Here is a 25,046-nt window from a genome sequence, read left to right as displayed (position 1 = left end):
ATGCCGGCCCTGGCGGGGCTGTTGATCCTGACGGCCTGGAACATGAGCGAGCCGCACAAGTGGAAGTCTTATCTCAGCGCGCCGACGGCGGACCGGTTGCTATTGTTGCTGACGCTGGTGCTGACCGTGGTGACGGACCTGACGATTGCGATTGGTGTTGGCGTTTCGGTGGGACTGGCACTGCGGCTCAGGCGCCGGAATGTGCCGCCTGCGGACTGGGAGACGCCGGAGCGTTAGGGCGGATACACGTGCGACGCCTGTGAGGGCGCTTGGGGTGTGTTTTGAGTTTTCTGAGGAGGGATTTCGGGTCAGGTGTCCGGCAACGGCAGCAAGTAGCCCTGTATGCCCAGCGAAAACTTGTGCGCAGGCGTGTGACGGGCCGGGAGTCGCCGCCCCTGCCTGCGCAGGGGACACCGGCTGATGGTTTCACCTGCGAGCGCTTGGGCGAGCCGATCCGAGACCGGTGCACGGAAAATGCATGAAGGCTGCACGGATAGGTCGTCAGACAGGAAGACCACGTCGACGCGGCCATGGCTTGTGACGGCCCAGAGCATTTGCGAGCCGGGGCCGCCATTGGCCTTGAACCAAGCCCGCAGGCGCTGGATGCGCAGGAAGATCAGCGGCCAGATGGGCACGAGGTACCATGGCAGGCCCTGCATGGGGCGGAAGAGGCTGAAATCCGGCATCGGCGCATTATACGCCGGGGTCGACTGGGGTTGGATAAGTCCCTCACCTCCCACGCCCTGCGGGCGTGGGTCCCTCCTCTCCCAAAGGGAGAGGGGTTAAGGGGTGCAGAGCTGTAAATCCCTCTCCCTTTGGGAGGTGAGGCGCCTGAAGAGGCTAGGGCCGGTAGCCGTGCCTGTATTCGCCGGGTTCCATGATGCGGGCGGCGTGGTGGATGAAGTCGACAAGGAGCGGGCGGGTGTCGCGCGGGTCGATGATTTCCTCGGCGAGGAAGCTTTCGGCGGTGCGGAAGGGCGAGCGGATGGCTTCGAACTTCCTGTAGAGCGCGGCCTTGAGTTCTTCGGGATTTTCGGCTTCGGCGAGTTCCTTGCGGAAGGCGGCCTCAATGCCGCCCGCCATGGGCAGGCTGCCCCAGTCGCCGCTTGGCCAGCAATAGCGCCACTTGGTTTTTGACTGGTTCATCATGGCCGACCCGGCGAGGCCATAGGCCTTGCGGATGACGACGGAACAGACCGGGACGCTGGCCTGATAGATGGCGGTCATCGCGCGCACACCGGCGCGGGTGACGCCGGCCGTCTCCGCCTTCACGCCGACAGCAAAGCCGGGGCAGTCGACGAAGTGGATGACCGGCAGGTGGAACATGGAGCAGAGGTCCATGTGGCGGGTGACCTTGTCGCAGACATCGGCTGTCCATGCTCCATCGAGGAAGAAGGGATCGCCGGCGAGAATGCCGACGGCGTGGCCATCGATGCGGGCAAGGCCGCAGACCATGCCACGACCCCAGTCATGGCCGATCTCGAAGAAGCTGTGCCGGTCCACGGTGGCTTCGATGATCTTGCGCGGCTTGTAGGGCGTCTTGCCATCGGTGGGCACGATGGAGAGGAGGAAGTCCTCCTTGCGCTTCGGATCGTCACGCGGAGGTGTGCGCTCGGGCAGGTCGTGGACGGAAGGCGGCAGGTAGGAGAGGAAACGCCGGGCGGCCTCGAAAGCGTCGGCTTCCGTATCGACCACATTGTCGACCGTGCCGTTCTGGCCCTGGATCTTCCAGCCGCCAAGTTCTTCCTTGGTGACATTCTCGCCAAGCGCGATGGCGACGGGCGGACCGGCGACGAAGACCTGGGAGAGTTCCTTGACCATGACCGAGAAATGGCTGGCAGCGACACGGCCCGCGCCCATGCCTGCGCAGGGGCCGAGGGCGAGCGAGACGAAAGGCACCTGCGTCATGCCATGGACGATCTCGTTCCAGCCGGGCGTTTCGGGGATATAGGTGCGCGGATCTTTTTCGAGGCTTTTGACCGAGCCGCCGCCACCCGTGCCGTCAATCATCTGGACGAGGGGCATCCGGTATTCGGTGGCCATCCTGATGGACTGGACCATTTTCTGCCAGATCGCTGCGTCCGACGCGCCACCGCGCACGGTGAAATCATCGGCGAGGATGACAGCGGGATCGCCATTGAGCGTGGCGCGGCCGGTGACGGAGGTGGAGGGCGTGAAAGCCTCCAGCTCGTCGTCCGGGCCATAGGTGGCCTTGCCGGCGATCTTGCCCACTTCATGGAAGCTGCCGGGATCAACCAGGAAAGCGACGCGCTCGCGCACTGTCAGCTTGCCGCGCCCGCGCTGGCGTTCGACCGGCTCTTCGCCGCCCATCTTTTCCGACAGGCGCTCGCGCCGGCGGAGTTCCTCGATCGATTTTTCCCAACTCATGCCTTCATCAATCGGCGCTGAGAGGGGGATTGGTCAAGACATTCCGGAGTCGCGGATCGATTGCCGCAGGGGCAGGAAGATTCCGGATTGACTCCGAAACCGACCAGTTGGTATGTTTCAGGCAAGGAGACAGAAATTCATGGCCACAAGGCAAGCCCCCGCGAAAGAAAAGCTGATCGGCGCCGCCGTGAAAGTGGTGCGCGAGAAGGGATTCAATGCGACGTCCGTGGACGACCTCTGCCGCGAGGCCGGCGTGACCAAGGGCGCGTTCTTCCATCATTTCCCGACCAAGGTGGATCTTGGCATTGCGGCCGCTGAAGCGTGGAAGCTGCATGCGAATGAACTGTTCGGGGGCGCGCCTTTCATGGCGGCGGAAGATCCGCTGGACAGGATTCTCGGTTATCTGGAATTCCGGCGCGACATGCTGGACGGGCCGATTGGCGAGTTCACCTGCCTTGTCGGTACGATGGTGCAGGAATCCTATGACACGTTGCCGGCCTTGCGCGAGGCTTGCCAGGATTCGATCTGGGGTCATGCGCTGACGCTGGTGGATGACATCGAGGCGGCACGGGTGCGCCATGGCGTGACGGGCGACTGGACGGCAGAGAGCCTCGCGCTGCACACGCAGGGTGTGCTGCAGGGCGCCTTCATCCTGGCAAAGGCGGCCGATGATCCGCGGGCCGCCCGCGACACGGCCGACCATCTGATCCGCTATGTGCGGATGCTGTTCAACCTGGCACCCGAGACAAAGGAATAGACCCATGCCCGGCACTGTCCGCCTTCACCGCGTCCTGGTGACGACCCCCGACAAGGTCTACCGCGCCTTCATCGAGCCGGATGCTTACGCGCGCTGGATTCCACCGAATGGCTTCACCGGAAAAGTGCACGAGATGGATCCGAAGGTTGGCGGAAAATACCGCATGTCCTTCACCAATTTCACCACTGGCAACGGTCAGAGCTTTGGCGGCGAATATACAGACCTGCAGCCCGGTCAGCGCGTGCAGTACAAATCCATCTTTGACGATCCGGCGCTCGCGGGCGACATGGTGACGACGATCGATATCAAGGCCGTTCCGGTCGGCACGGAAATCAGTATCGTGCAGGAAGGAATTCCGGATGTGATCCCGGAATCCGGCTGCTATCTCGGCTGGCAGGAATCGCTGCTGAACCTTGCCCGCCTCGTTGAACCCGAAATTCCGGATTGATCCGGCGCGCCCGACATATCCGCACGTACATATTGGCCAGGGAGGAAATCATGGCTGACCCGACTGCTCCTGAAACCCCACACCCGTTCGACCTTGTCCTTGAGCGGACCATCTCCGCCCCGGCCGAGACGCTTTATCGCTGCTATACCGAGCCAGTGCTGGTCTGCCAGTGGTTCTGCCCGAAGCCCTGGAAGGTGACGGAAGCGAAGCTGGACGTGCGCCCCGGCGGCGCGAGCTATCACCGCATGGAAGGGCCGGATGGCGAAGTGAACCACATCCACGGACAATATCTCGACGTCGCGCCCGGCCGGCGGATCGTTGGCACGGATGCTTATGTGGGCGACTGGGTGCCCTCCGGAAATCCCCCGTTCATGACCAGTATCATCACCTTCAGGGATTTGGGTAACGGCACCACGCTCTATCGCGCGGTCGCCCGGCACTGGTCGGAAGAGGCGATGAAGGGGCATGAGGCGATGGGCTTCCACGAAGGCTGGGGCAAGGCGGCTGACCAGTTGGAAGAACTGGCCAAGAGCCTTCCGCCCGAGCCTGTCCGCGTCCGCCCCGCTAATCCGGGGGATGCGCACGAAGTCGTGCCGCACCTTGTCTGCAAGGGCGCAGCTGAGGCCATCGCCTTCTACAAGCAGGCCTTCGATGCCGAGGAGATGATCCGTCTTCCGGGGCCGGATGGCCGTCTTGCCCATGCCTCCGTGAAGATCAATACGGGCATGGTGATGCTGGTCGACGAGTTCCCCGACATGGAGGTGAAGAGCCCCGAGACGCTGGGCGGCACTGCGGTGACGCTGCATCTCGCCGTGACGGATGCGCAGGGCGTGTTCGACAAGGCGGTGGCTGCCGGCGCCAAGCCCCTGATGCCGGTCGCGCGCCAGTTCTGGGGTGATCTCTACGGCATGGTTGAAGATCCGTTCGGGCACAAATGGTCGATCGCGATACCGGGTGAGAATGCGCCGCGCACCAGCGAGGCCCTGCAGGACGCCATGATGGCGGCCGCGCCGGGCAGATGAGGGAGGGGAGAGGACATCATCATGCCAGACCTGAAACTTTATTTCTCGCGCAACCTGAACCCGCGTGTCGCGGTGGCCGCAGCGAAATACATGGACGCGCCGGTGGAGTACATTCCGGCAAGCCCGCGGCATCCGGACCATACGGCGGCGTTCCGTTCACTTAATCCGAACGCCCTGGTGCCGGTGCTGGTGGAAGATGGCGTATCCCTCTGGGAGGCTGATGCGATCGCCTTTCGGCTGGCCCAGCTTTGCCAGCCGGATTTCTGGCCGGGTCATCCGGATGCGGCGCATATCACAATGTGGGTCAGCTGGAGCGCGGCACACCTCACACCGCCCGGCGGGGCGTTCTATTTCCACCGCCTCGTGCGCCCGCAATTTTCCGATGAAGAGCCTTCTGCGGAATTCATGGAAGGCGAAATGCGCCAGTTCCGCGAGCACGCGAGTACGCTCAACAACTTTCTGACGGGCCGCGACTGGTTGGTGGGCAAGGGGCCGACCTATGCGGATTTTCGCGTGGCGACCGTCTTCCCCTTTGCGAAGGATGCGGGCCTGCCGCTGGCGGAGTACAGGGAAATTTGCCGCTGGCATGACCAGCTGATGCAGATTGAAGCGTGGCGCGACCCCTTCCTCGGCCTTGCCGAGCATCCGGACCAGATCAAGCCCCTTGAAGGAGTCACCGCATGACCCGGCCCCCCAAAGTCACCCCTTTTCTATGGTATGACAGCGACGCGGAAGAGGCCGCGGAATACTATGTCTCGGTGATACCGGATTCCCGGATCGTCGATGTGATGCGGCAGGGCGAAGCCGCGCTGCTCGTCACGTTTCAAATCGGGGGCGTCATCTTTACGGCCATGAATGGCGGGCCCGGGCATCCGCATACCGATGCCTTCTCGATTTCCGTGACCTGCGAGGACCAGGCGGATGTCGACCGGGTATGGGCGGCGCTGACGGATGGCGGCAGCGAAGTCGCCTGCGGGTGGTTGAAGGACCGCTATGGCGTCAGCTGGCAGGTCGTCCCGAAGCAGTTCTACGCGCTGATGAGCGCGGGCACGCCTGAGCAGTCGCAGCGCGTAATGCAGGCCATGATGGACATGGTGAAATTCGATGTGGCCGGACTGCAGGCCGCCTTTGATGGCTGAAAAGGAAGACTGAAGTGACTTATATCATGGGATTCGTGATTGCTGTGCCGACAGAGAACAAGGAAGCCTATCGCGAGATGGCAGACACGGCAGCGGGGGTGTTCAAGAAGCATGGCGCGCTTAGCGTCGTCGAAGCCTGGGGCGATAATGTGCCTGAAGGCAAGTTGACGAGCTTTCCAATGGCAGTGAAGCTGGAGCCGGGCGAAACAGTGGTTTTTTCCTGGATCGTGTGGCCCTCCAAAGAGGTCCTTGAGACCGGCAACATGGCCGCCATGAATGAATTGGAGGACACCGGCGTCATGGCAGCTCACCTTTTCGACGGCAAACGCATGATCTTCGGCGGCTTCGAGACGATTGTTGAAGCCTGAAAAGGCACTGGAAACGGGATTGCAGCAGGGCTGAACAATTGCGCTCTGCTTCAATCTTTCCTTGCTTTCCCCCGTGTCCGTCTGCTTTATCCCTTTCAAGACCCATTTCAAGGAGGACCCGTTATGGATCTCGCAGAACTCACATCCAAAGCTTCGTCCGCTGTCCAGCCGGGCGGCGATTTCACCAAAAAGGTGAAGTTCGACTTCGGCGATGCAGGCAAACTGTTCATCGATGGCGCTGCTGGCAAGGTCGACAATTCCGACAGCCCGGCCGATGCCACGATCAAGGTTGACTGGAACGACTTCCAGAAAATCTCCGGCGGCCAGATGGACCCGACAATGGCCTTCATGCAGGGCAAACTGAAAGTTGAAGGCGACATGTCCGTTGCCATGCAGCTGCAGAGCCTGATGAAGAAGTTCTCGTAGAATCCGCGACGGCTTTCCAGACAAAAGGAGCCGCCCCGGGGAAACCTGCGGGCGGCTTTTTTGATGCCATGACAGATACGCCTCCTCCTGACGCCGCCCAGCGCAATGACTTCGTGACCATTCCGGATAATCCCGCGCCGGATGGTGCAGAGATCATCTGGTTCAAGGGCAGTGCGGGCCGCTCGCTGCGCGCCTGCATCGCGCCGGCGCTGACCTATCAGAACCCGCGCGGCACCGTGATCGTGTGCCCGGGCCGGACCGAATTCATCGAGAAATATTTCGAAGTGGGGCGCGAGCTGCAAGCCATGGGCTTTGCCGTGCTGATCATTGACTGGCCGGGACAGGGCCTGTCGGAACGCCTGCTGGACGACACGAAGAAGGGCCATATCGACCGGTTCGAGACCTTCATGGGCGCCCTCGCCAAGGGGCTTGAAAAGCTCGACGACCGGCTGCCGCGCCCGTATGTGTCGCTGGCCCATTCCATGGGCGGGGCGATCGCACTGGCGGCGATTGCGCAGGGACTGGTCAAGGTGGATGCGGCCGCCTTCTGCGCGCCGATGTGGGGCCTGAAATCCAAGTTCTTCGGCATGAGCTATCTCGTCTGGGCCATGCGGGCGACGGGCCGGTCAGGGAATTATGCTCAGCAACCAGGGCCTGCCGAGACATTCGAGACGAATATCGTGACGCACGACAAGCGCCGCTGGCAGATGCAGCGCGACCTGTGTGATGCTGCACCGGAGCTGGAACTTGGCCCGGTGACCTGGGGCTGGCTGGATGCCTCGCTGAACATCCTCTCCACGTTCGGCAAGGCGAAAGCGCTGAACGCGGTGACGATCCCGGTCTTCGTGGCGTCTGCTGCGGAGGAAAAGCTTGTCGACAATGCCTCCCATACGGCGGTGTGCGCGCGCCTGCCCGATTGCGAGCATGTGACAATCGACGGCGCGCTGCATGAAATCCTGATGGAAACGGATGAGCGCCGGGCGGAGTTCTGGGAAGGGTTCCAGCGCCTGCTCCAGCGGGCCGGTATCTGAGTTATGCTGGCGGGAGCCGCGCAGACCGGCTAGGCTGTCATTCCTCTCAGGGAGGGGGACGCTATGGCCGACAAGACGCTCGTGGAATTCGTCAAGGAGAGCCTGCAGCAGGGACAATCACGTGAGGCCATTCATGGTGCGCTGACCCAGGCCGGCTGGCGCAAGGGCGAGGTGGATGCCGCGCTGGCGGTCTATACCGATATCGGCTTCCCGGTCGCCGTGCCCCGGCCGCAGCCCTATCTTTCGGCGCGGCAGGCTTTTCTCTATCTGCTTTTCTTCATCCTGCTCGGCATCGTCTCGTTTAGTCTTGGCTCGCTGTTGTTCGCGCTGGTCGATTATGCCTTTCCCGACAAGGCGGAAGCTGGCGGGTATATTTATCGATATCGGGACGCGCAGGTGCGCAGCGGCATCTCCGGTGTGCTGGTGGCAACGCCTATCTTTCTCTGGCTCGGCTATATCCTGCGCGGGGCGCGGGAACGCAGCCCTGAACTGCAACGCTCCCGAATACGCAAATGGCTGACCTATCTCAGTCTCGTAATCGCAGGCTGTACACTGCTCGGGGACGCGACATCCCTTGTCTATAATTTCCTCGGCGGCGACCTGACGACCCGTTTCATCCTCAAGTCGCTCGTCGTGGCCGTGATTGCCGGGGCGATCTTCACCTATTTCATCAGCGATGCGGAAAAGGGGGACCAGGGCGATGTGGACGCCAAGTAGCGCAGGCGACTGGCTGGCCGTGGCGCTGGCGGGTGTGGCGTCGGCAAGTGTCGTCGCAGGCCTGGTCATCACTGGCGGGCCGGGCAAGGCGCGCGACATACAGCAGGATGATGTGCGGCTGCAGGCAGTCGTTTCGACTGCTGAAGCGCTGAACTGCTACAGCCGGGGTGTTGGGCCACTGCCGGAGGACCTGCAGGCCGCGCGTGAAGCGATCGCCGACCCCGCCTCGCCGGCGCGGCTGGCCGATGGCTGCAGCAATGTGGACTGGAAGGATGACCCGATCACGGGTGAGCCATTTGAAATCCATCCCGTGGACGATCAGCGCGCCGAGATCTGCGCCGTGTTCGCGCGGGGCGGAGATGGCGCACCTCAAGGCTATTATTACGGAACCGCCGGGACCTATATCAACGCGGAGACGCCGCGCCCTGAGGCGGGCCAGTTTTGCTATACGGTCAATCTCACTGCGGAACCCGGCTGATCTGCTTGACTTCCCTTACGTAGGCACCCGACTTCTGGAGCCAACAGGAGGAAACACAATGAAAGTTGCAGCCGTCAAAAAGCCCGGTGGTCCCGGAAATCTTGTCATCGAGGAACGCGCCGATCCCACTTCGGGCCGGGGCGAAATCCTTGTCCGGGTGAAGGCAAGCAGCCTCAACTATCACGACTTTGTCGTTGTGATGGGCGGCATACCGACACCGGACGGGCGCATCCCCATGTCGGATGGTGCATGCGAAGTCGTCGCCGTTGGCGAGGGCACCAAGAAATTCAAAGTGGGCGACAAGGTGCTGAGCCTGTTCTTCCCGAACTGGTATTCCGGGCAGCCGGAAATGGCAGGTTTTGCCAGCGTGCCGGGCGATGGCGCAGACGGATTTGGCGCCGAACTGGTCGCTGCGCCGGAAACGGCGTTCACGCGCATGCCTGAAGGCTATTCCTTCGAAGAGGCCGCAACGCTGCCTTGCGCCGCCCTGACAGCCTGGCGCGCGCTGATGGTGGAAGCCAAGATCAAGCCGGGCGACTGGGTGCTGACGCAGGGCACGGGCGGCGTCTCGATCTTTGCGCTGCAATTTGCCAAGGCAGCCGGCGCGCGCGTGATTGCGACGTCATCGTCCGACGAGAAGCTGAAGCGCCTGAAGGAACTCGGCGCCGATCACCTCATCAATTACAAGGACACGCCGGACTGGGGCAAGAAAGCCAAGGCGCTGACAGGCGGTCGCGGTGTTGACGAAGTGGTCGAGATTGGCGGACCGGGCACGCTCGCGCAGTCGATCGCCGCGAGCAAGATGGGCGGGCATATCTCGCTGATCGGTGTCCTGACGGGTGTGTCGGGCGAAGTGCCGACGGCGGCACTGTTCTCGATGAACATCACCCTGTCAGGCATCACGGTCGGCTCGGCCAGCATGCAGGAAGACATGATCGCGGCCATTGAAGCCAATGGCATCAAGCCCGTGCTCGACCAGACCTTCCCGCTCGACAAGATTGCCGATGCGTTCGGCCATCAGGCGTCGCAGAAGCATTTCGGCAAGATCATCGTCTCGATCTGATCTGTCCGGGCCTAGTGCCGGAAATGGCGCATGCCCGTAAAGACCATGGCGAGACCGGCTTCATCCGCGGCGGCGATAACCTCGTCGTCGCGGATCGAACCGCCGGGCTGGATCACGGCGAGTGCGCCGGCTGACGCAGCCTGCAGGAGGCCATCCGGGAACGGGAAGAAGGCGTCGGATGCGGCGACGCAGCCCTTCGTCTTCGGCTCGGACCAGCCAGCGACTTCGGCGGCATCTTCAGCCTTGCGCGTAGCAATGCGGGCTGAATCGATCCGGCTCATCTGGCCGGCGCCGATACCGACAGTTGCGCCATCCTTGGCATAGACAATCGTGTTTGACTTCACATGCTTGGCGACGCGCCAAGCGAAGAGGAGGTCGTCGAGCTGTTGCTCTGTCGGGGCAATCTTGGTGACGACCTTCAGGTCAGCGCGCGTGATGCGGCCAAAGTCGCGGTCCTGCATCAGGAAGCCGCCGGCGACAGTCTTGACGAAATGGCCGGGCGAGGCCGGATCGGGCAGGCCTTCTGTGATCAGGAGGCGGAGGTTTTTCTTCTTGGCGAAAATTGCCTCGGCGTCGGCGTCCGCGCCGGGCGCGATGACCACTTCGGTAAAGACTTGCGAAATTTCCTCAGCGGTCGGTCCATCAAGCGGGCGGTTCAGCGCGACGATGCCACCGAAGGCCGATGTGGAATCGCAGGCGAGGGCGGCGCGGTAAGCTTCGATGATCGAGCCAGCCTGTGCAACGCCGCACGGATTGGCGTGCTTGATGATGGCGACCGCGGGTGTCTCGGCGCCGAGTTCACCAACGAGTTCGTAGGCGGCGTCCGTGTCGTTGATATTGTTGTAGGAGAGTTCCTTGCCCTGCAGCTGTTTCGCGGTGGCGACGCCGGGGCGGGCTTCTCCGCTCACATAGAAGGCGGCCTTTTGGTGCGGGTTTTCACCGTAGCGCAGGGATTGCTGCAGCTTGCCGCCAATCGCGGCCCAGTCAGGTGCCGTGTCGCCCAGCTGGCGGGCATACCAGCCGGAGATGGCGGCGTCATAGGCGGCGGTGCGGGCATAGGTTTTCGCAGCGAGTTTGCGGCAGAGCGCAACGGGCACATTGCCGTCATTGGCTTCCATGTCGGCGATCACGGCATCCACGTCGCCGCCATCGGTGCAGACGGCCACGAAGGCGCCGTTCTTGGCCGCCGCGCGCAGCATGGCCGGGCCGCCAATGTCGATATTCTCGATACAGGTTTCGAAGTCTGCGCCGGAGGCGACGGTCGCCTCGAAGGGGTAGAGATTGACATAGATCAGGTCGATCGCGCCGATGCCGTGGGTTTCGGCATCCTTCACATGAGAAGGGTTGTCGCGCAGGTAGAGGAGGCCGCCATGGACGGCCGGGTGGAGCGTCTTGACGCGGCCATCCATCATTTCAGGGAAACCAGTCAGATCCGCGACGTCTTTGACCGGAAGGCCAGCCTCCTTGAGCAGTTTCGATGTGCCGCCGGTGGAGACCAGTTCAACACCCATTGCGACCAGCTTGCGCGCCTGATCCACAAGGCCTGTCTTGTCGGAGACGGAGAGCAGGGCACGGCGAATACGCACGGGAGATCCGCTGTGGGCGGCGTCGGTCATGGGGTCATCCTCTGGCGGCTGGCTGAATTACCGCGCGGGGTAGCACGAAGGGCCGGGGCGTCAAGCGCTCTGGCGCCGGTTCCGTTCAGCCCGGTTGGCGCCGTATTCCGGCACCAGCACACCCAGCAGGCGAAGCGCTTCCGAGCGTTCGCGCCGGGCGGCTGCCTCCAGCAGTGCGGCGAGCTGCTTATCGAACAGTTCGCCATGACCATTCGGCGAGGCGACGCGATTGACGCCATCGACTGCGGTCGGGCTGATTTCCTCGTGGGAGTAGGTCAGCGCTTCGTGCATTTTCTCACCGTCGCGCAGGCCTGTCGTGACGATCTCGATATCGACGCCCGGCACCAGGCCCTTGAGGCGGATCATGGTTTCGGCCAGTTGCAGGATTGCAATCGGCTCGCCCATGTCGAGCACAAAGAGGTCGGCGTCGCCTTCATGGGCCTGCAGGGCGGCCGCCTGCAGAACGAGCGAGGAGGCCTCCTCGACGGTCATGAAATAACGTGTAACGCCCGGATCGGTCAGCGTGACGGGGCCGCCAGCGGCGATCTGTCGCTCGAACAGGGGCACAACCGAGCCGGACGAGCCAAGCACGTTGCCGAAGCGGACCATGGACGCAGTCATACTGGAAGCGGCGGCAATCCGGCTGACGGCAATCTCGGCAAGGCGTTTGGTGGCGCCCATGACATTATCCGGGTCTACGGCCTTGTCGGTCGAGATGAAGACGAACCGGCGGGCGCCAACGGCAACGGCCGCGCGGGCGGCGTTCACGGCGCCCCCGACATTTGTCAGGATCGCTTCGCAGAGATTGTGCTCCATGAGTGGCACGTGTTTCAGCGCGGCGGCATGGATCACGAGGTCAGGCTGCGCCCGCTGGAAGACATCCGTCAGGCGGCTGATGTCCCGCACATCGCCGAGGCGCGACATGGCCGGGACGTTTGGGGCATGGGTGCGAAGCGCCATGTCGATGCTGTAGAGATTGAATTCCGAGGCATCGATAATAGTCAAGGTGGCGGGCTTGAGCGCCGCGACCTGGCGGGTCAGTTCGGACCCGATCGTGCCGCCTCCGCCCGTGACCAGCACGCTGGCGCCCGTGATGATATTGCGGACGGGCTCGATATCGAGCCGGCGTTCCGCACGCGCCAGCAGATCGGCCGGGTGCACCGGCTCAAGGATTTGGGCGGCTTCATCGCCGCTGAAGGCCATCACTTCTGCGCCGTGGCTGGAGGCGATCTCGAGCACTTTGAGCATGCCCTTGCGCTCACGGGCCACTCCCGTCACAGCGAGCCAGGGTGTCTGGCCATACCGCACGCGCAGAACGTCGATGACATTGCCGAGATCATCGAGGCATCCCATGATCGGTACACCCCGAATGGCCCGGCCCGGGTCAGCGCCTTTCATCTCGACAACGCCGAGGACGCGGACCTTTCGCGCCGGCCCTTGTCCCTGCAGGCGGCGCAGGACCGGCACGCAACTGTCGGCGTCCCCGACGAGCAGGACGGGCTGGCCGGTCTTGGAAACCGGGCTGAAAATCTGCAGCGGTGTATGAGTGGAACGCGACAGGGCGATCATGCGGCCGGCGAACAGAAGGATGGTCCAGAGCAGCGTGGCGACCAGCAAGGTTGCCCAGGGCGCAACGAGCCGTCCGTTCAACACGAGCATCACCGGCAGGTAAAACAGGGTCGACAGGCCGATCGCCTGGACCATCATCACCGCGTCGGGCCAGCCCATATGCCGCCAGACCTGTTTCTGAACCCCGCGCACCAGGAAGCCGATCAGCATGGCAAATACGAAGACGCTCGTGCTCAGAATCGCCGATTCCAGGGAATAGGCCCCGTCCACGGCGTCGGACGACCAGACGAGGACAGAGGCCGCAATCATCGACACGGCAGCCATGCTGCTGTCGAAACCGAGTGTCAGGGCCATGGCCCGACGGGCGGCGCGTTGCGGGGTCATGCAACCTTCTCCTTCAGGAATGCCCAGCGGATGCAGTTGGGCGGTTCGCTGCCATCGCTATTGGGGTCGGCATAACCTGCCATGACGATCTGCTCGGGCCGTTCGACATTGCCGCGGGCGAGGTAGACCGTGCGCTCAAGCCGGGTGCCTTCATGGCTCGTCTTGAAGCGCCAGACAGAGCCATTGTCGCAGATGAGCCGGATCGCATCGCGGCCCATCATGGCCGTCACGGTGGGATGCAGATGAAAGCGGATTTCGAAATTGATGAACTTGTTGTCGTCGGACGGTGGCTGCGAGATCGGCCGCACGAGGGAGTCTTCTCCCGTGAGGCGGCTGCCATCGCCGGACATGAACAGGCGCCGCCGGTGCAGCAGGCCGCAGGCCGCCTTGTAACCGCCATGCTGGGCGTCAAGCCAGATCTCGTCGGACTCCTCGAGGCGCTTGGCCGATATGCCCTCCGGACCCATGGCCGCCAGGAGCCGCGTCTCTTCATTCGTCACGAAATTGGAGGAATCGCGTCCGGCCAGCACAAGCGTCGAATGCGCGCCCGTGCGGCGCACGGCGGCCTGCCAATCGACATTGACCTCGGCGCTATAGCCGCAGGAGGTTACCAGGCGGGCGGGGCCATCAGACAGTTCAAAGCCGAGCGCGCCAGCATGGGCATAATCGCCAAAGGGCGGGGGCGGGGCCTCGCCGCAATCGAGCACAAGGCGCAGCGACCCCTTCTGGAGTTTCTGGAACCCTGACTTCGGCGCAAACGTGAAGCGGCGCGGCGGCGCGGCGAGACGGTCAAGCGCGGCTGCGACGACTTCGGGACGTGCTTCATCGCCGTCATTGAACGGGTTGAGGGCGCCGTCTTCCGTCTGGAAGAAGGCCAGCATGGCGCCCATGCGGGCGATCCACTTGTCGAAATAGTCCGGCACAATGTGCCCGGCTTTATGCAGAACCTCCTGCAGGGCCAAGAGGTTCAGCAGCGAGTTGAGAAGGCGCGCGGGGCTGCGGCTGACATGTCCGCCGTCGGGCAGGATCTGGGCGGTGCACTCACCGTCAAGCCGCGCCAGGGCCTCATCGAGCCGGTGGGCGCCATCGAGGCAGACAGAGCGAGCGACCATAAGGCATGACCCCATCCAGCGCGTGCGCGGGTTTGTGGTCTGGTCCAGGATTTCAGAGAGATAGCGCAACTGGCGCATCAGGCATTCCATGCGCTCCGGCGGGCACCCTTCGGCGAAAAGGACGTTCGAACAGCGCATCCAGTTCCACAGGCGGCTGGCTGTCGGCTCTGCCCGCCAGGCAAACCCATTGAACGTGCCAAAGGATTCGATCCAGGAATCGACGAAACCGGCCGCGCGCTCCTGACCGGCGGCGCCTTGTGAAACAAGGTCGGACAGCCAATCAAAGCGATGCAACCTGTCCGCGAAATGCCGGGACGGCAGCGGTCCGGTCCATGGCGGCTGGCCCCGCTCCAGAGTCAGCCGCTCCATGCCGATCCGCCATACATCGCGCATAAGGGCTTCGCCGCGCCACGTATCGGCGGGGATCAGGTCTGGCAGGTGATGGACAAAGGCTTTCGGGACAGGACCTGACAGCTTGAGCCGTTGCAGTGCACCAATCCGGGCGTCTTCGCCCGCCAGCCCCCGGAATCGGCGCCAAATTGCGGCGTCATCAGCACTGGAGCGCGTTCGGTCGGCCTGGAATTCGCTGTCTCCACCACCCAAGGCACGGCCCATCCTGTAACCTACTATACATGAACGCTTGGTCTGAGCGCCCGAATATTGTCACCATAGGCTGAAGGTCCGCCCTTGAAAACGGCAGAACCGGCAACAATCGCAGTGACGCCTGCCGCGATGGCACGCGGCGCTGTTTCACGATTCAGGCCGCCATCAATCTCGAGAACAATATCACGGCCCGTCTGGTCGATCATGTGTCGCAACTGCTCCACTTTGCGCAGTTGGCTCTCAATGAAGCTCTGGCCGCCAAAGCCCGGATTGACCGACATGACCAGGATCAGGTCGACATTGTCGAGCAGCGGTTCGACGATGGATGCTGGCGTGCCGGGATTGAGCGCGACGCCTGGGCGCATTCCGGCAGCCCGAATCGCCTGCAACGTGCGGTGGACATGTGGTCCCGCTTCCGGATGCACGGTCAGGATGTCCGCGCCCGCTTTGGCGAAAGCCGAAATGAATGGATCCACAGGCGCGATCATCAGGTGTACGTCGAACGGTTTTTTCGTGTGTGGCCGCAGCATTTCGATGATGGGCGGGCCGAATGTGAGGTTGGGCACGAAGTGGCCATCCATCACATCGATATGGATCATGTCCGCGCCGGCCGCGTCGATGGCGCGAATTTCGTCTCCCAAGCAGGCAAAGTCAGCCGAGAGAATCGATGGGGAAATCAGAACCTTACTCATGTTAACTCCCTAAAAGGGAACAGCCGGCCGCACAAGGCAGCCGGCTGTCCGGGTGGTTAAAATTTCACCACTTGCCTCCTGAGAGGCACAATCTCTAGTAGCCGCCGCGCGGCACCAGTTTCCAGCCATCAGCGCCGGCAATGATATCGACCGGCGTGCCGGGTGCGATGTAAAGATCCGCGCCCTGGATGATCTCTTTCACTTCGCCGTTATTGAAGCGAACAACGTAGGCATAGCCTTGCTTGGTGCCGAGGCCCTTGCCGGCTGCGTTACCGGCCACACCGCCGAGCACTGCGCCGCCAATGGCGCCCGCTGTCTGGGCCTTGTCGCCGCCGCCGAGTTCAGACCCGGCGAGGCCACCGAGCACCGCGCCTGTGGCAGTACCGATGAGCGAGCGATCCGGCTTGATCGTGACTGAACGCACGGACGTAACGGTGCCCTGGTAAACGGTCGAGGCCTGGCCAACCGATTGCGTGCTGGTCGTGCCGACGCCGGGATTGTTTGCGCAGCCCGCAAGAGCAAGCGTAAGCGCGGCAAGCGCGCCAGCCATGACCTTGCCAGGAACAGCGCGGGAAGAGGTAATTGCAAACATATCAGTGCTCCTTGCACATTGTAATGAGGTCTCTTTGCGGGATTTCAGCTGAATAGCAGATGAACCTGTACAGATTATCTTGTGACTATTCAGGGCAATTCAATGGCAGGGCGGGCCTGGCAATCCTGAACTTTTCATCATGATTGACGGCGATTAACCCTGCAAATCCCAGCGTCAGCGATCCATCAGGCCTTTTTCAGCCGGGAAATGTAGAATGTATCGTGATCGGAGTCGCCGCCCGGAAGTGTCAGCACATCTCCCGAAGACGTGATCGCGTGAGAAAAGCCGGGCACATCGGCTGGCGTTACGGACACCCGCACCACCCGGTCCGTGGCGAGTGCTGCCTCGACGATGTCGATGCCTTCAGCCGGTAGGGGGGTGCAAACGCAATAGATCAGTGTACCGCCCGGCGCGAGCATGTCGATTGCCGCGTCCAGCAGACGCGCCTGCGCCGCCGGAAAGCGTGCGACTTCAGCTTCCCGCTTGATCCAGGCGCCTTCCGGGTGGCGTCGCAGCGTGCCGAGGGCCGAGCAGGGCGCGTCCAGCAAAATCTTCATGACAGGTTCTGGCGGGCGCCATTCGTCGGCATTGGCGGTTATGACTGTGGCTTTCAGGCCCGTGCGTGCGAGGTTTTCCTTCAGGAGACGCAGGCGAGGGGCAGAGCGGTCAACAGCCGTCACACTGGCGCCAGCGGCCGCAAGCTGGAGTGTCTTGCCACCCGGCGCGGCGCAGAGGTCGACAATCGTGTCGCCGCGCTGCGGGTCCAGAAGGTGCGCCGGTATCATCGCGGCGAGGTCCTGCACCCACCAGTCGCCGGAGGCGAAACCGTCCATGTCTTCCACAGAGCCGGTTGGTACAGCGACGCCACCTCCAGGCACGGCCATGCCGCCGGTTTCGGCGGCGACAGTTTCTGCATCGGATTTTGGCGTCAGATAAAGCGTCGGTTCGGTAAGCTGGGCCTTGGCCAAAGCTTCAGCGCCGTCTGATCCGTAGGCCGATACGAGAATGTCCATCAGCCAGTCCGGCCAGATGCCGAGCGGCGACATGCGCGCAAAATCAGGGCGCTCACGGTCTGCCCGGCGCAGGACAGCGTTCAGGAAGGCGCCGCCGGAGCGAGCCTCTGGCCAGCCCTTGGCGGCTTCCACCGTTTCGCCGACGGCGGCGTGCGGCGGTGTGTCCATCAGCCAGAGCTGCGTCACGCCGGTCCGTAGCAGGGCGCGTATCGGTGCCGTCACGGCGGGCAGGGGACGGGAAAGGAGCGGGGCGAGCGCGGTATCGATCCAGCCGAGATGGCGCAGGGCCGAACTCGCAATCGCACGGGCAAAGCCGCGGTCCGATCCTTCAAGCGTATTGAACACCTGGCTCGTCATCATCGCATCGTCGAGCGTACGGCGGCTGTCGAGGGTCAGGGTCAGCAGGTCGGCTGCTGCGCGGCGAATATCGGCTCCGGACATGGTTCAGCCCCAGGGACCGGCAGCGCGGCGCATTTCAGGGCTGACATCGGCATTGATCTGGTCGCCTGCCATGCGGCGAAGGGCGGCCACGCGGCTGGCCGTTGATGGGTGGGTGGAGAACAGGTTGTCCACGCCATGCCCGCTCAGCGGATTGGAAATGTACATATGGGCCATGGCCGGGTTGCGTTCCGCCTGGACATTGACCGAGGCGCGGGCGCCGCGTTCGATCTTCTCAAGCGCTGAGGCAAGCCAGAGCGGGTTGCCGCAAATTTCCGCGCCCTTGGCGTCGGCTTCATATTCCCGCGAGCGGCTGATCGCCATCTGCACAAGACCGGCGGCCAGAGGCGCGATGATCATGATCGCCAGCGACCCGATAAGGCCGGTCCGCTCGCGCCCGAAGAAGAGCGCGAAATTGGCCAGCATGCCGATCGCGCCCGCGATGGTCGCCGTCACGGTCATGGTCAGCGTGTCGCGATTGCGCACATGGGCGAGTTCGTGAGCCATGACGCCGGCGACTTCCTCGCGGGTCAGCATGCCCAGCAGGCCGGTTGTGGCGGCCACGGCGGCATGTGACGGGCTGCGCCCGGTGGCGAACGCATTCGGCTGCGGCGTCTCGATTATATAGATTTTCGGTGCGGGCAGGCCGGCGCGCTCGGCGAGCGAGGCCACATCCTTGGCAAAGGTGCGCAGCATCGGGCTTTTATTGTCAGCCGTCAGCTCCTTGGCGCCTTGCATGCGCAGGACAATCTTGTCGGAATTCCAGTAGGAAAACAGGTTCATTGCCGCCGCGACCACGAAGGCGATCGCCATGCCGGTCGTACCGGCCACGAGATAGCCGATACCCATGAACAGGGCGGTCAGCATGGCTAGCAGGATGAATGTTTTCGCAGTCCCCATGGGGGTATAGACTCCACTATGACGGCAGCGCGTTGTTTATGCGGGCGGTACCGCTAGGTATATGGTGACCGTTAACGAATTGAGGAGTCTGCTGGCACATGGGTGAAGAAACACCAAACACCGACCACAGTTCCAACGAGGCAGAGCGTCGCAAGACCCTGTCGCCCGAAGCGCGCCGGGCGCTGGAAGAAGCCGATGCAAGACGCGCGGCTCAAGCGGCCGATGCGGCAGCCCTCCCTGAGGATGAAAATGGCGGCCCCCGGACAATCGAGCCGACCCGCTATGGTGACTGGGAGCGCAAGGGAATCGCCTACGATTTCTGAGGCTTGTGCGACGTCAGACGATGCCGTTATCGATCAGGCTCTGGCCGCCGGCAATAATGGCTTCCTTGGCGGTGTGCGGCTTCCACCCCAGAACGGTGCGGGCCTTCTCATTTGAAATCTGGCGCTGGCGGCCAAGCTCCGGCAGGATCTGCTTGAGCGTCGGATTAAAGATCGAGACCAGTTTCAGCACAAAATCCGGCATCGTGCCGTTCGGTATTTTCTTTTTGTAATCCGGAAAAGCCTCGCGCAGCACGTCGGCGACTTCGGAGAACCACATGAAGGGCTGGGAGAGCAAAAAGCGTTCCCCTGCGGCTTCCGGCAGTGTCATGGCGGCAACCTGGGCGCTGGCAACATCCCGCACGTCAACGATCCCGAAGCCGATGCGCGGCACAGCGGGTATCTTTCCCGACATCGGCATGGTCAGCAATTCAAGTGAGGCGGAGAGATCGGCGCTCATGACCGGGCCCAGCACGGCGGCCGGGTTGATGACGGCCAGTTCCAGCCCCTTGCCTTCCCCGTTTACATAGTCCCATGCCGCGCGCTCAGCGATTGTCTTTGATCGCGTATAGGCCGTGTTGTCCTTGAGATTGTCCGGGTTCGACCAGTGTTCTTCAGTTAGCACGGCTGGGCGCGCGTCCCCCCAGCCATAGGCAATGGCGGCCATGGATGAGGTCATCACAACACGTTTCACGCCAGCCCCCTTGGCAGCCTTCAAAACGCGCATTGCGCCTTCCTTCGCGGGGCGGATCAGGTCGTCAGGATCTTTAGGGACGCCAGCAGGGAAGGGCGACGCGACGTGCTGGACATAGTCCATGCCAGCGACGGCGTCGGCCCAGCCGGCATCGTTCTCGAGATTGGCTGCGTAGAGCTCGATATTGACCGGCTTGCCGGCATATTTGCTGAGTGCCGCGTTGAGTTTCGGCGCGCTGGAGGCAGACCGGGCGGTGCCCCGCACCTCGTGGCCCGCCTCAAGCAGCTGGAGAATGACGTGCCCGGCGATGAACCCGGTTGCGCCCGTGACGAGGACCTTGGCCATGCGAAACCTCCCTTATTTTCATGAACGATGAACGAATTCACCAAAATTCACAAGGGCGGTGTGGCTGCGCGGGCGGACAGCCTATGCTCGCGATAGGTAATGTAAAAGGTGGCGGAAATGATGATTGCGGTACCGACCCAGGTCCACGGGCCCGGGAGAAGCTGGAACAGTAGCCAGTCGACCGTGGCCGCCATGGGCAGGCGCAGATAGTCGATGGGCGACAGGAAGGACGCGTCGCCAATGCTCATGCCACGAATGTAGAGATACTGGCCCAGCGCGCCGCAGAGGCCCATCAGGCCGATCAGGCTCCAGTCCTGTAGCGACGGTGCGACGGCGGGCCATTTCCAGATCGCCAGAGGTAGCAGCAGCACGGATGACAGCAGGTTAGCCCAGATCAGCAGTGTCATCGGCCTGTGCAGGCGCGACAGCGACTTAACCATCGCAATCGCTCCCGCCATGCAGAATGCCGCGCCGAGGGCGAGAAGGATGCCAAGGCTGAGTCCCGTTTGGGGATGGGTGATGACCAGCACGCCGATAAACCCGGCCAATGTCGCGCCCCAGCGATGCCAGCCGACGGTTTCGCGGAGGAAGAAGGCAGCGAAGACCGTGATGAACATCGCCCGCGAAAAGCTGATTGCGTTGAACTCGGACAAGGGCAGGCCAACCGCGTCAGACACGGCGTAGAAGCTGAGAATGAACCCCATCGTGCCGAATATGCTGCGCAGGAAGACCAGCAGGGGCTGCTGCACGCGCATGATGCCAAGTCCGGAGCGAAAGATGACAGGCAGCGTGATGAAGAGCGCGACAGCCGTGCGCCAGAAGGCGAGGAAGCCGGGATCATAATGGGCGGACTGTAGCTTCGAGAGGGTCAGGAAGGCGGTAAAAACCGCGCCTGACGCAGCCATCCAGAGCGCACCTTCCAGGTTGCGCACGCCTTGGGGACGGTTATCTTCAGCTGGGTCAGACAGATGTGGACTATTTTCCATGAACCCTTTCACCGCTTCCGAGATCGACGAGATCGATCGCCTGTGGCGTCAATTGCCGATCGAACACATGTGGACCGGTTGGGCAACGGCAGGCGAAGCGCCCGAACAGGTCTGGATATTCCGCACCCGCGCGCACTGGCGCCGTTTCCCGCTGACAAAGAGCGCCCGGGGCTATGTCCTGGCCGACGAGAAGGGCCGCCGCATGTTCCGCTCGGCGACGCTGGAAGACCTGCTGCAGGCCGTCGAGGCAATCCCGGGACTGGCCGATACGGTTCAGGACTGAGCGGCCATTGCAAGACGCATCTGCTCGGCCTGCTCGGGCGAAATGCCGAGTGCATCGAGAAGCGGGCTGGCGACCTGCTCGTTCCAGCTGTGAGGCGGGCCGACGGTCATGCCGCCATCGACGAGGAATTCGCCGCCGGTGATGAAGCTCGCCGCATCCGAGGCGAGGAAGGCGGCCATTTCGGCAATGTCGCTACCACGGCCCACGCGACCGATGGGCTGCATGCTGCCGCCCGCCTGCGAGACCATTTCGGCCATTTGATCAGCCACTTCACGTGACAGGCCCAGTGATGCGCCAAAGATGGATGTGGCGATGAAGCCCGGCAGGATGGCGTTGACGCGTATCTGGTATTTCGCAAGCTCGGCTGCGGCGAGCTTGGAGAAGTGCGCGACGCCCTTCTTGGCGACCGAATAGGTGATCGGCGCATAGCCTGCGCAGACCGCGCTGATGGATGACGTGTTGATGACCGATCCCTTGCCGCGGGCCTTCATATGCGGAATGGCAAACTTGGTGCCTGCGAAGACCTGCTTGAGCAGCAGGTTCATGGTTGCGTCAAAGCCGTCGAGATCAAGCTCCTCAACGCTGGTTGGCGTGCCGCCATGGCCCGCATTGTTCCAGAGAATGTCGAGGCCACCAAACGCATCCACGGCCGATTGCATCAGCGCTTCCAGCTGGCCCATGTCGGTCACATCGCAATGGGTGAAGCGCACCTTGTCAGGCCCGAAACGCGTTTCCAGCGCCTTGCCCTTCTCGTCCTGCACATCGCCGGCAATGACCTGCGCGCCGGCGGCGACGAAGGTTTCAACCCCCGCAAGCCCGATACCACTGGCCGCGCCTGTGATGATGGCAACCTTGCCTTTGAGATCCGTCATGGCTTTTTCCTCCCGTTTTGCGCAGCATGGGCGCGGCTTCCGCACGGGACGTCAAGGTGCACGGGAAAAGTTTTGCGGGCTCAGTCCGGTTTGCTGATGCCGAAGCGCTTGGCGAAGATCCCATCAAGCATGCGCTTGGGCAGGCGGGTCGGGATGGTCCAGTTGGTCAGCTTGTTCGGGACAGGGGCATAGCGGGGCTTGGGGCTGGAATCTTCCAGCGCCGTCTGCACGATCTGGCCGATCTCGACCGGCTCGAGGCCGGTGCGACCGCCGCCGAGCATGACTTCTTCGAACTTTTTCAGCGGCCCGGCCCAGTCGCTGTTTGCATAGGGCTGATCCGTATTGGCTTCCTCGGCCTTGTCCCAGATCGGCGTCTTGACCGAACCGGGGCCGATCGCGATGGCGTCGATGCCATATATCATCAGCTCGCGGCGGAGGCTGTCGGTCAGCGCTTCGACGGCATGCTTGGTGGCCGCATAGGCGCCTAGGAAAGGCGCGGCCAGGCGACCGCCGACGCTGGTGATGTTGACGATCCTGCCGGGCGGACCGCTGCGGTCGGGGTCCGAACCGAGCAGGGGAATGAAGGCCTGCGAGGTACGCATCAAGCCGAAGACATTGACCTCGAAATGCGCTTCGAATTCGTCCATGGGCTGTAGCGCTAACGGGCCGATCTTGGCGATGCCGGCATTGTTGACCAAGCCGCCAAGCCGCGTTCCGCCAAGCGCATCGGCCACTGTCTTGACGGCAGATTCCACGCTTTCGGGTTTCGTCACGTCGATGATGAGCGGGCGCAGGTCCCCGGTCGATCCGGCCTTGAGCGTGTCGCCGTCAGACTCCTTGCGCACACCGGCGAAGACGCGCCAGCCATGGTGGGCGAGGTGGCGGGCGGTCGCCGCGCCAATGCCGGTCGAGGCGCCCGTAACGACGACGGTTCGCGGGGAATTCGGGGTCGTGTCCTGGGTCATGGCGGGCCTTTGCGGGGTGAGAGATCTAGTCGGACGTGTTCGCCTTGCCGCCCTCAATCACCCGGAAGCTGGGGCGCGCAGGGGGCGTTGGCGGGGTATTCCCGGACCGTTCACCGGTTAGCGGAGGGAGCGCCGCGGAGACAAGGCGGGGTTTTGACGGGGCGGGCGGCGGGGGTGGAGGCGTGTCCTCGCCCTTGGCTTCCTCCGCTTCGGCGTCGACATTGCGCACACGCGGCGTGTAGGCCGGGCGCGATTTCGACTTGAAGCCGGAACCGCCCTTGCCGCGCGCCTTCTTGTCGATCTCTTTCAGCTTGATGCGCTGAAGCGCGGAAAGGGCATCGCCCTCGGCGCCTTTCTCGGGGTCGGCAAAAGCAGAGCCATAGGTCTCGATGCGCTGCTCGACCTCTTCAAGGAACTGGCGCTCCCAATCGGAGAGTTCCGGGCCGAGGCCCTGTTCCGCAAGCGCGGCGGCCTTGCGCAGTTTGCGCAGGGCTGCACGTTTCTTGCGTTCGTCGACGTCGCGGGACATGGAATGAGACTTAGGTCATTCCGCGCCGAAGGCCAATGGGATCAGGCGTCGCCCGTGGCCAGAAGGTAGAGTTCGAGCATCATTTCCTGCTCTTCGCGGTCGGCCTTGTCGACCTTGCGCAGGCGGATCACCTGGCGGAGCGCTTTCACGTCAAAGCCGAAAGCCTTGGCTTCGGCGTAGACTTCCTTGATCTGCTCGGCGACCTCTTTCTTTTCTTCTTCGAGACGCTCGATCTTGCCTACGGTCTGGCGAAGCTTTTCCTTGGTGGTCTCGGTCAGGTGCGTGGCGGCAGCGTCGTCCATGAAGATGGTCCTCGAATCGATATGGCGTGGGGCAGGCTGAGCCTCTTAGCGAGACTTATCGTTAATGGCCAGACGCCGTATGGCATCGGCCACATCTGCGCCATGCGCGTGATGCGGCATGTGGCCTTCATCCGGCAGGATGACGAGGTCGACAGGCACCTGTTTCTTCAGCTTGCCGACATGCAGGTTCGGCTTGATCACCGTGTCCTGGCTGCCGGAGAAGACGACGATCGGCACCTTGAGTTCGGGATAGCGCGGCGATTGCGCGCCCAGTTCCTCGCGCAGGGCCTGAACGTCCTGCGCATTGGCGCGGAAGTTCGGCGGGCGGAAGAGCAGGCCAATGGCCGATTTCTCGAAATAGCCTTCCGGCACGGGCGCGGGGTTGAACACGCCTTCAATGCCTGCCTTGACCTGCGCCGGACCGACAGTCGGTACAAGCTGCGTGAAGACAGGCCCGACAAGCGGCGCTGCCGAGATGCCATTGTACCAGGCCTGTCCGCCCCCGCCCCAGTCATGGGTCACAGGCGCAATCAGGACGAGGCCTTTCACGAGGTCAGGGCGATCCAATGCGAGCCGCAGCGCCACGCCGCCCCCGAAGGAATGACCGACGATGACGGCCTTTTCGCCGGGCGCCAGCTGGTCGAGCACACCCGCCATCTGGGCAGCCTGCTCGCCAAGATGTTCGGCCCCGTCAAAGCGCTCGGAATAGCCGTGTCCGGGCCGGTCGGCCATGAAGATGCGGTGGTCAGCCGAAAGTCGCGGGGCGAGCGTCCATGTGAATTCGCGCGCATTGGCGCTCGCGCCATGGATCATCAGGATTGGCGGGCCCGAATTGCCGGCTGTCAGCACGTTCACGCCATGGCCATTCACGGTCAGCATCCGGCCTTCGGCTTCGGGATTGGCAGCCTCGATCTTCGACGTATAAGCGGCGCTGGACACGCAGGCCCCGACACCGACGGCGGAAAGGGCGATCAAGGCAAGGCTGATCATGCGT

Annotated in this window: 29 protein-coding genes and 1 pseudogene; 14 read left to right on the top strand and 16 right to left on the bottom strand. The window is 63.0% G+C overall.

Annotation, left to right across the window (positions count from 1 at the left end; all coding sequences use genetic code 11):
* Positions 1-237, top strand: a pseudogene (locus HY30_RS20150) (SulP family inorganic anion transporter); the annotation flags it as partial.
* 71 nt (positions 238-308) lie between these two features.
* On the opposite strand, the gene HY30_RS02915 reads toward HY30_RS20150, so the two are convergent.
* Together HY30_RS02915 and HY30_RS02910 are read right to left on the bottom strand one after the other, a co-directional pair.
* On the bottom strand, positions 309-686 hold the full coding sequence (locus tag HY30_RS02915; protein WP_034736618.1) for a hypothetical protein: 378 nt from the start codon (positions 684-686) through the stop codon (positions 309-311).
* Between the two features lie 154 nt (positions 687-840).
* Positions 841-2,388, bottom strand: coding sequence for an acyl-CoA carboxylase subunit beta (locus HY30_RS02910; RefSeq protein ID WP_034736616.1), 1,548 nt, complete (start codon positions 2,386-2,388; stop codon positions 841-843).
* Positions 2,389-2,527: 139 nt separating this feature from the next.
* Here HY30_RS02910 and HY30_RS02905 point away from each other — a divergent pair, with 139 nt between their 5' ends.
* The 11 genes from HY30_RS02905 to HY30_RS02850 all read left to right on the top strand — a co-directional run bounded on the left by HY30_RS02905 (position 2,528) and on the right by HY30_RS02850 (position 9,837).
* Positions 2,528-3,145, top strand: coding sequence for a TetR/AcrR family transcriptional regulator (locus HY30_RS02905; RefSeq protein ID WP_034736613.1), 618 nt, complete (start codon positions 2,528-2,530; stop codon positions 3,143-3,145).
* 4 nt (positions 3,146-3,149) lie between these two features.
* Complete coding sequence (locus HY30_RS02900; protein WP_034736611.1) at positions 3,150-3,593, top strand: SRPBCC family protein; 444 nt, start codon at positions 3,150-3,152, stop codon at positions 3,591-3,593.
* 50 nt (positions 3,594-3,643) lie between these two features.
* A complete protein-coding gene (locus HY30_RS20430; protein WP_241765622.1) occupies positions 3,644-4,615 on the top strand; it encodes an SRPBCC domain-containing protein in 972 nt (323 codons plus the stop codon).
* Positions 4,616-4,636: 21 nt separating this feature from the next.
* On the top strand, positions 4,637-5,299 hold the full coding sequence (locus tag HY30_RS02885; RefSeq protein WP_051614706.1) for a glutathione S-transferase family protein: 663 nt from the start codon (positions 4,637-4,639) through the stop codon (positions 5,297-5,299).
* Positions 5,296-5,754, top strand: a complete 459-nt coding sequence (locus HY30_RS02880; RefSeq protein ID WP_034736609.1) for a VOC family protein — start codon at positions 5,296-5,298, stop codon at positions 5,752-5,754. The genes HY30_RS02885 and HY30_RS02880 overlap by 4 nt, the downstream gene beginning before the upstream one ends.
* A 14-nt stretch (positions 5,755-5,768) precedes the next feature.
* Positions 5,769-6,122 carry a DUF1428 domain-containing protein gene (locus HY30_RS02875; RefSeq protein ID WP_034736608.1) on the top strand — a complete coding sequence of 118 codons (354 nt, stop codon included), beginning with the start codon at positions 5,769-5,771 and terminating at the stop codon, positions 6,120-6,122.
* A gap of 123 nt (positions 6,123-6,245) precedes the next feature.
* Entirely contained in the window at positions 6,246-6,548 is a 303-nt protein-coding gene (locus tag HY30_RS02870; RefSeq protein WP_034736606.1) for an SCP2 sterol-binding domain-containing protein, read from the top strand.
* 68 nt (positions 6,549-6,616) lie between these two features.
* Complete coding sequence (locus HY30_RS02865) at positions 6,617-7,579, top strand: alpha/beta fold hydrolase (RefSeq protein ID WP_051614704.1); 963 nt, start codon at positions 6,617-6,619, stop codon at positions 7,577-7,579.
* Positions 7,580-7,642: 63 nt separating this feature from the next.
* Positions 7,643-8,296, top strand: a complete 654-nt coding sequence (locus HY30_RS02860; RefSeq protein WP_034736604.1) for a DUF5671 domain-containing protein — start codon at positions 7,643-7,645, stop codon at positions 8,294-8,296.
* Positions 8,280-8,774 (top strand): hypothetical protein, encoded by a 495-nt coding sequence (locus HY30_RS18990; protein ID WP_051614702.1) that lies wholly within the window; start codon positions 8,280-8,282, stop codon positions 8,772-8,774. The genes HY30_RS02860 and HY30_RS18990 overlap by 17 nt, the downstream gene beginning before the upstream one ends.
* A gap of 58 nt (positions 8,775-8,832) precedes the next feature.
* Entirely contained in the window at positions 8,833-9,837 is a 1,005-nt protein-coding gene (locus HY30_RS02850; RefSeq protein WP_034736602.1) for a zinc-dependent alcohol dehydrogenase family protein, read from the top strand.
* An 11-nt stretch (positions 9,838-9,848) separates the two neighbouring features.
* Here HY30_RS02850 and purH read toward each other — a convergent pair whose 3' ends face one another.
* From purH to htpX, 7 genes are all read right to left on the bottom strand, one after another.
* On the bottom strand, positions 9,849-11,453 hold the full coding sequence (purH, locus tag HY30_RS02845) for a bifunctional phosphoribosylaminoimidazolecarboxamide formyltransferase/IMP cyclohydrolase (RefSeq protein ID WP_034736600.1): 1,605 nt from the start codon (positions 11,451-11,453) through the stop codon (positions 9,849-9,851).
* Positions 11,454-11,513: 60 nt separating this feature from the next.
* Entirely contained in the window at positions 11,514-13,406 is a 1,893-nt protein-coding gene (locus tag HY30_RS02840; protein ID WP_051614700.1) for a polysaccharide biosynthesis protein, read from the bottom strand.
* Positions 13,403-15,133 carry a heparinase II/III family protein gene (locus tag HY30_RS02835; RefSeq protein WP_034736598.1) on the bottom strand — a complete coding sequence of 577 codons (1,731 nt, stop codon included), beginning with the start codon at positions 15,131-15,133 and terminating at the stop codon, positions 13,403-13,405. The genes HY30_RS02840 and HY30_RS02835 overlap by 4 nt, the downstream gene beginning before the upstream one ends.
* Before the next feature lie 11 nt (positions 15,134-15,144).
* Positions 15,145-15,813 carry a ribulose-phosphate 3-epimerase gene (rpe, locus tag HY30_RS02830; protein ID WP_034736596.1) on the bottom strand — a complete coding sequence of 223 codons (669 nt, stop codon included), beginning with the start codon at positions 15,811-15,813 and terminating at the stop codon, positions 15,145-15,147.
* Positions 15,814-15,907: 94 nt separating this feature from the next.
* Complete coding sequence (locus HY30_RS02825; protein WP_051614698.1) at positions 15,908-16,405, bottom strand: outer membrane lipoprotein; 498 nt, start codon at positions 16,403-16,405, stop codon at positions 15,908-15,910.
* A 185-nt stretch (positions 16,406-16,590) separates the two neighbouring features.
* Positions 16,591-17,859 (bottom strand): RsmB/NOP family class I SAM-dependent RNA methyltransferase, encoded by a 1,269-nt coding sequence (locus tag HY30_RS02820; protein WP_034736594.1) that lies wholly within the window; start codon positions 17,857-17,859, stop codon positions 16,591-16,593.
* Between the two features lie 3 nt (positions 17,860-17,862).
* Positions 17,863-18,756 (bottom strand): zinc metalloprotease HtpX, encoded by an 894-nt coding sequence (gene htpX, locus HY30_RS02815; protein ID WP_034736592.1) that lies wholly within the window; start codon positions 18,754-18,756, stop codon positions 17,863-17,865.
* 98 nt (positions 18,757-18,854) lie between these two features.
* On the opposite strand from htpX, the gene HY30_RS02810 reads away from it, so the two are divergent.
* Positions 18,855-19,079 carry a DUF1674 domain-containing protein gene (locus tag HY30_RS02810; protein WP_034736589.1) on the top strand — a complete coding sequence of 75 codons (225 nt, stop codon included), beginning with the start codon at positions 18,855-18,857 and terminating at the stop codon, positions 19,077-19,079.
* Between the two features lie 13 nt (positions 19,080-19,092).
* On the opposite strand, the gene HY30_RS02805 is transcribed toward HY30_RS02810, so the two are convergent.
* Both HY30_RS02805 and HY30_RS02800 read right to left on the bottom strand, forming a co-directional pair.
* Positions 19,093-20,115: an SDR family oxidoreductase gene (locus HY30_RS02805; protein ID WP_034736587.1), complete on the bottom strand. Its 1,023-nt coding sequence runs from the start codon at positions 20,113-20,115 to the stop codon at positions 19,093-19,095.
* Between the two features lie 47 nt (positions 20,116-20,162).
* Entirely contained in the window at positions 20,163-21,101 is a 939-nt protein-coding gene (locus tag HY30_RS02800; RefSeq protein WP_051614695.1) for a DMT family transporter, read from the bottom strand.
* Here HY30_RS02800 and HY30_RS02795 point away from each other — a divergent pair.
* Positions 21,100-21,384, top strand: a complete 285-nt coding sequence (locus HY30_RS02795; protein ID WP_034736585.1) for a hypothetical protein — start codon at positions 21,100-21,102, stop codon at positions 21,382-21,384. The genes HY30_RS02800 and HY30_RS02795 overlap by 2 nt on opposite strands.
* On the opposite strand, the gene HY30_RS02790 is transcribed toward HY30_RS02795, so the two are convergent.
* The 5 genes from HY30_RS02790 to HY30_RS02770 form a co-directional block, all read right to left on the bottom strand.
* Positions 21,375-22,256, bottom strand: a complete 882-nt coding sequence (locus HY30_RS02790; RefSeq protein ID WP_034736583.1) for an SDR family NAD(P)-dependent oxidoreductase — start codon at positions 22,254-22,256, stop codon at positions 21,375-21,377. The two genes, HY30_RS02795 and HY30_RS02790, sit on opposite strands and share 10 nt — an antisense overlap.
* Before the next feature lie 80 nt (positions 22,257-22,336).
* Positions 22,337-23,221 carry an SDR family oxidoreductase gene (locus HY30_RS02785; RefSeq protein ID WP_034736581.1) on the bottom strand — a complete coding sequence of 295 codons (885 nt, stop codon included), beginning with the start codon at positions 23,219-23,221 and terminating at the stop codon, positions 22,337-22,339.
* 25 nt (positions 23,222-23,246) lie between these two features.
* Positions 23,247-23,750: a hypothetical protein gene (locus tag HY30_RS20290; protein WP_034736578.1), complete on the bottom strand. Its 504-nt coding sequence runs from the start codon at positions 23,748-23,750 to the stop codon at positions 23,247-23,249.
* Positions 23,751-23,791: 41 nt separating this feature from the next.
* A complete protein-coding gene (locus tag HY30_RS02775) occupies positions 23,792-24,052 on the bottom strand; it encodes a DUF2312 domain-containing protein (protein WP_034736576.1) in 261 nt (86 codons plus the stop codon).
* A gap of 45 nt (positions 24,053-24,097) precedes the next feature.
* Positions 24,098-25,042 carry an alpha/beta fold hydrolase gene (locus HY30_RS02770; protein WP_034736574.1) on the bottom strand — a complete coding sequence of 315 codons (945 nt, stop codon included), beginning with the start codon at positions 25,040-25,042 and terminating at the stop codon, positions 24,098-24,100.
* Positions 25,043-25,046: the final 4 nt, after the last annotated feature.

This window comes from Hyphomonas chukchiensis, from assembly GCF_000682695.1.
In the GTDB taxonomy this organism is placed as follows: domain Bacteria; phylum Pseudomonadota; class Alphaproteobacteria; order Caulobacterales; family Hyphomonadaceae; genus Hyphomonas; species Hyphomonas chukchiensis.
Note: the sequence above shows the minus strand (reverse complement) of the source record. Positions and strands in the feature narration are given on the sequence as shown.

Excerpts from the sequence above, each read along its gene's own strand:
- HY30_RS02915 (WP_034736618.1), bottom strand. The coding sequence starts at position 686 with ATGCCGGATTTCAGCCTCTTCCGCCCCATGCAGGGCCTGCCATGGTAC.
- HY30_RS02910 (WP_034736616.1), bottom strand. The coding sequence starts at position 2,388 with ATGAGTTGGGAAAAATCGATCGAGGAACTCCGCCGGCGCGAGCGCCTG.
- HY30_RS02905 (WP_034736613.1), top strand. The coding sequence starts at position 2,528 with ATGGCCACAAGGCAAGCCCCCGCGAAAGAAAAGCTGATCGGCGCCGCC.
- HY30_RS02900 (WP_034736611.1), top strand. The coding sequence starts at position 3,150 with ATGCCCGGCACTGTCCGCCTTCACCGCGTCCTGGTGACGACCCCCGAC.
- HY30_RS20430 (WP_241765622.1), top strand. The coding sequence starts at position 3,644 with ATGGCTGACCCGACTGCTCCTGAAACCCCACACCCGTTCGACCTTGTC.
- HY30_RS02885 (WP_051614706.1), top strand. The coding sequence starts at position 4,637 with ATGCCAGACCTGAAACTTTATTTCTCGCGCAACCTGAACCCGCGTGTC.
- HY30_RS02880 (WP_034736609.1), top strand. The coding sequence starts at position 5,296 with ATGACCCGGCCCCCCAAAGTCACCCCTTTTCTATGGTATGACAGCGAC.
- HY30_RS02870 (WP_034736606.1), top strand. The coding sequence starts at position 6,246 with ATGGATCTCGCAGAACTCACATCCAAAGCTTCGTCCGCTGTCCAGCCG.
- HY30_RS02865 (WP_051614704.1), top strand. The coding sequence starts at position 6,617 with ATGACAGATACGCCTCCTCCTGACGCCGCCCAGCGCAATGACTTCGTG.
- HY30_RS02860 (WP_034736604.1), top strand. The coding sequence starts at position 7,643 with ATGGCCGACAAGACGCTCGTGGAATTCGTCAAGGAGAGCCTGCAGCAG.
- HY30_RS18990 (WP_051614702.1), top strand. The coding sequence starts at position 8,280 with ATGTGGACGCCAAGTAGCGCAGGCGACTGGCTGGCCGTGGCGCTGGCG.
- HY30_RS02850 (WP_034736602.1), top strand. The coding sequence starts at position 8,833 with ATGAAAGTTGCAGCCGTCAAAAAGCCCGGTGGTCCCGGAAATCTTGTC.
- purH (WP_034736600.1), bottom strand. The coding sequence starts at position 11,453 with ATGACCGACGCCGCCCACAGCGGATCTCCCGTGCGTATTCGCCGTGCC.
- HY30_RS02840 (WP_051614700.1), bottom strand. The coding sequence starts at position 13,406 with ATGACCCCGCAACGCGCCGCCCGTCGGGCCATGGCCCTGACACTCGGT.
- HY30_RS02835 (WP_034736598.1), bottom strand. The coding sequence starts at position 15,133 with ATGGGCCGTGCCTTGGGTGGTGGAGACAGCGAATTCCAGGCCGACCGA.
- rpe (WP_034736596.1), bottom strand. The coding sequence starts at position 15,813 with ATGAGTAAGGTTCTGATTTCCCCATCGATTCTCTCGGCTGACTTTGCC.
- HY30_RS02825 (WP_051614698.1), bottom strand. The coding sequence starts at position 16,405 with ATGTTTGCAATTACCTCTTCCCGCGCTGTTCCTGGCAAGGTCATGGCT.
- HY30_RS02820 (WP_034736594.1), bottom strand. The coding sequence starts at position 17,859 with ATGTCCGGAGCCGATATTCGCCGCGCAGCAGCCGACCTGCTGACCCTG.
- htpX (WP_034736592.1), bottom strand. The coding sequence starts at position 18,756 with ATGGGGACTGCGAAAACATTCATCCTGCTAGCCATGCTGACCGCCCTG.
- HY30_RS02810 (WP_034736589.1), top strand. The coding sequence starts at position 18,855 with ATGGGTGAAGAAACACCAAACACCGACCACAGTTCCAACGAGGCAGAG.
- HY30_RS02805 (WP_034736587.1), bottom strand. The coding sequence starts at position 20,115 with ATGGCCAAGGTCCTCGTCACGGGCGCAACCGGGTTCATCGCCGGGCAC.
- HY30_RS02795 (WP_034736585.1), top strand. The coding sequence starts at position 21,100 with ATGAACCCTTTCACCGCTTCCGAGATCGACGAGATCGATCGCCTGTGG.
- HY30_RS02800 (WP_051614695.1), bottom strand. The coding sequence starts at position 21,101 with ATGGAAAATAGTCCACATCTGTCTGACCCAGCTGAAGATAACCGTCCC.
- HY30_RS02790 (WP_034736583.1), bottom strand. The coding sequence starts at position 22,256 with ATGACGGATCTCAAAGGCAAGGTTGCCATCATCACAGGCGCGGCCAGT.
- HY30_RS02785 (WP_034736581.1), bottom strand. The coding sequence starts at position 23,221 with ATGACCCAGGACACGACCCCGAATTCCCCGCGAACCGTCGTCGTTACG.
- HY30_RS20290 (WP_034736578.1), bottom strand. The coding sequence starts at position 23,750 with ATGTCCCGCGACGTCGACGAACGCAAGAAACGTGCAGCCCTGCGCAAA.
- HY30_RS02775 (WP_034736576.1), bottom strand. The coding sequence starts at position 24,052 with ATGGACGACGCTGCCGCCACGCACCTGACCGAGACCACCAAGGAAAAG.
- HY30_RS02770 (WP_034736574.1), bottom strand. The coding sequence starts at position 25,042 with ATGATCAGCCTTGCCTTGATCGCCCTTTCCGCCGTCGGTGTCGGGGCC.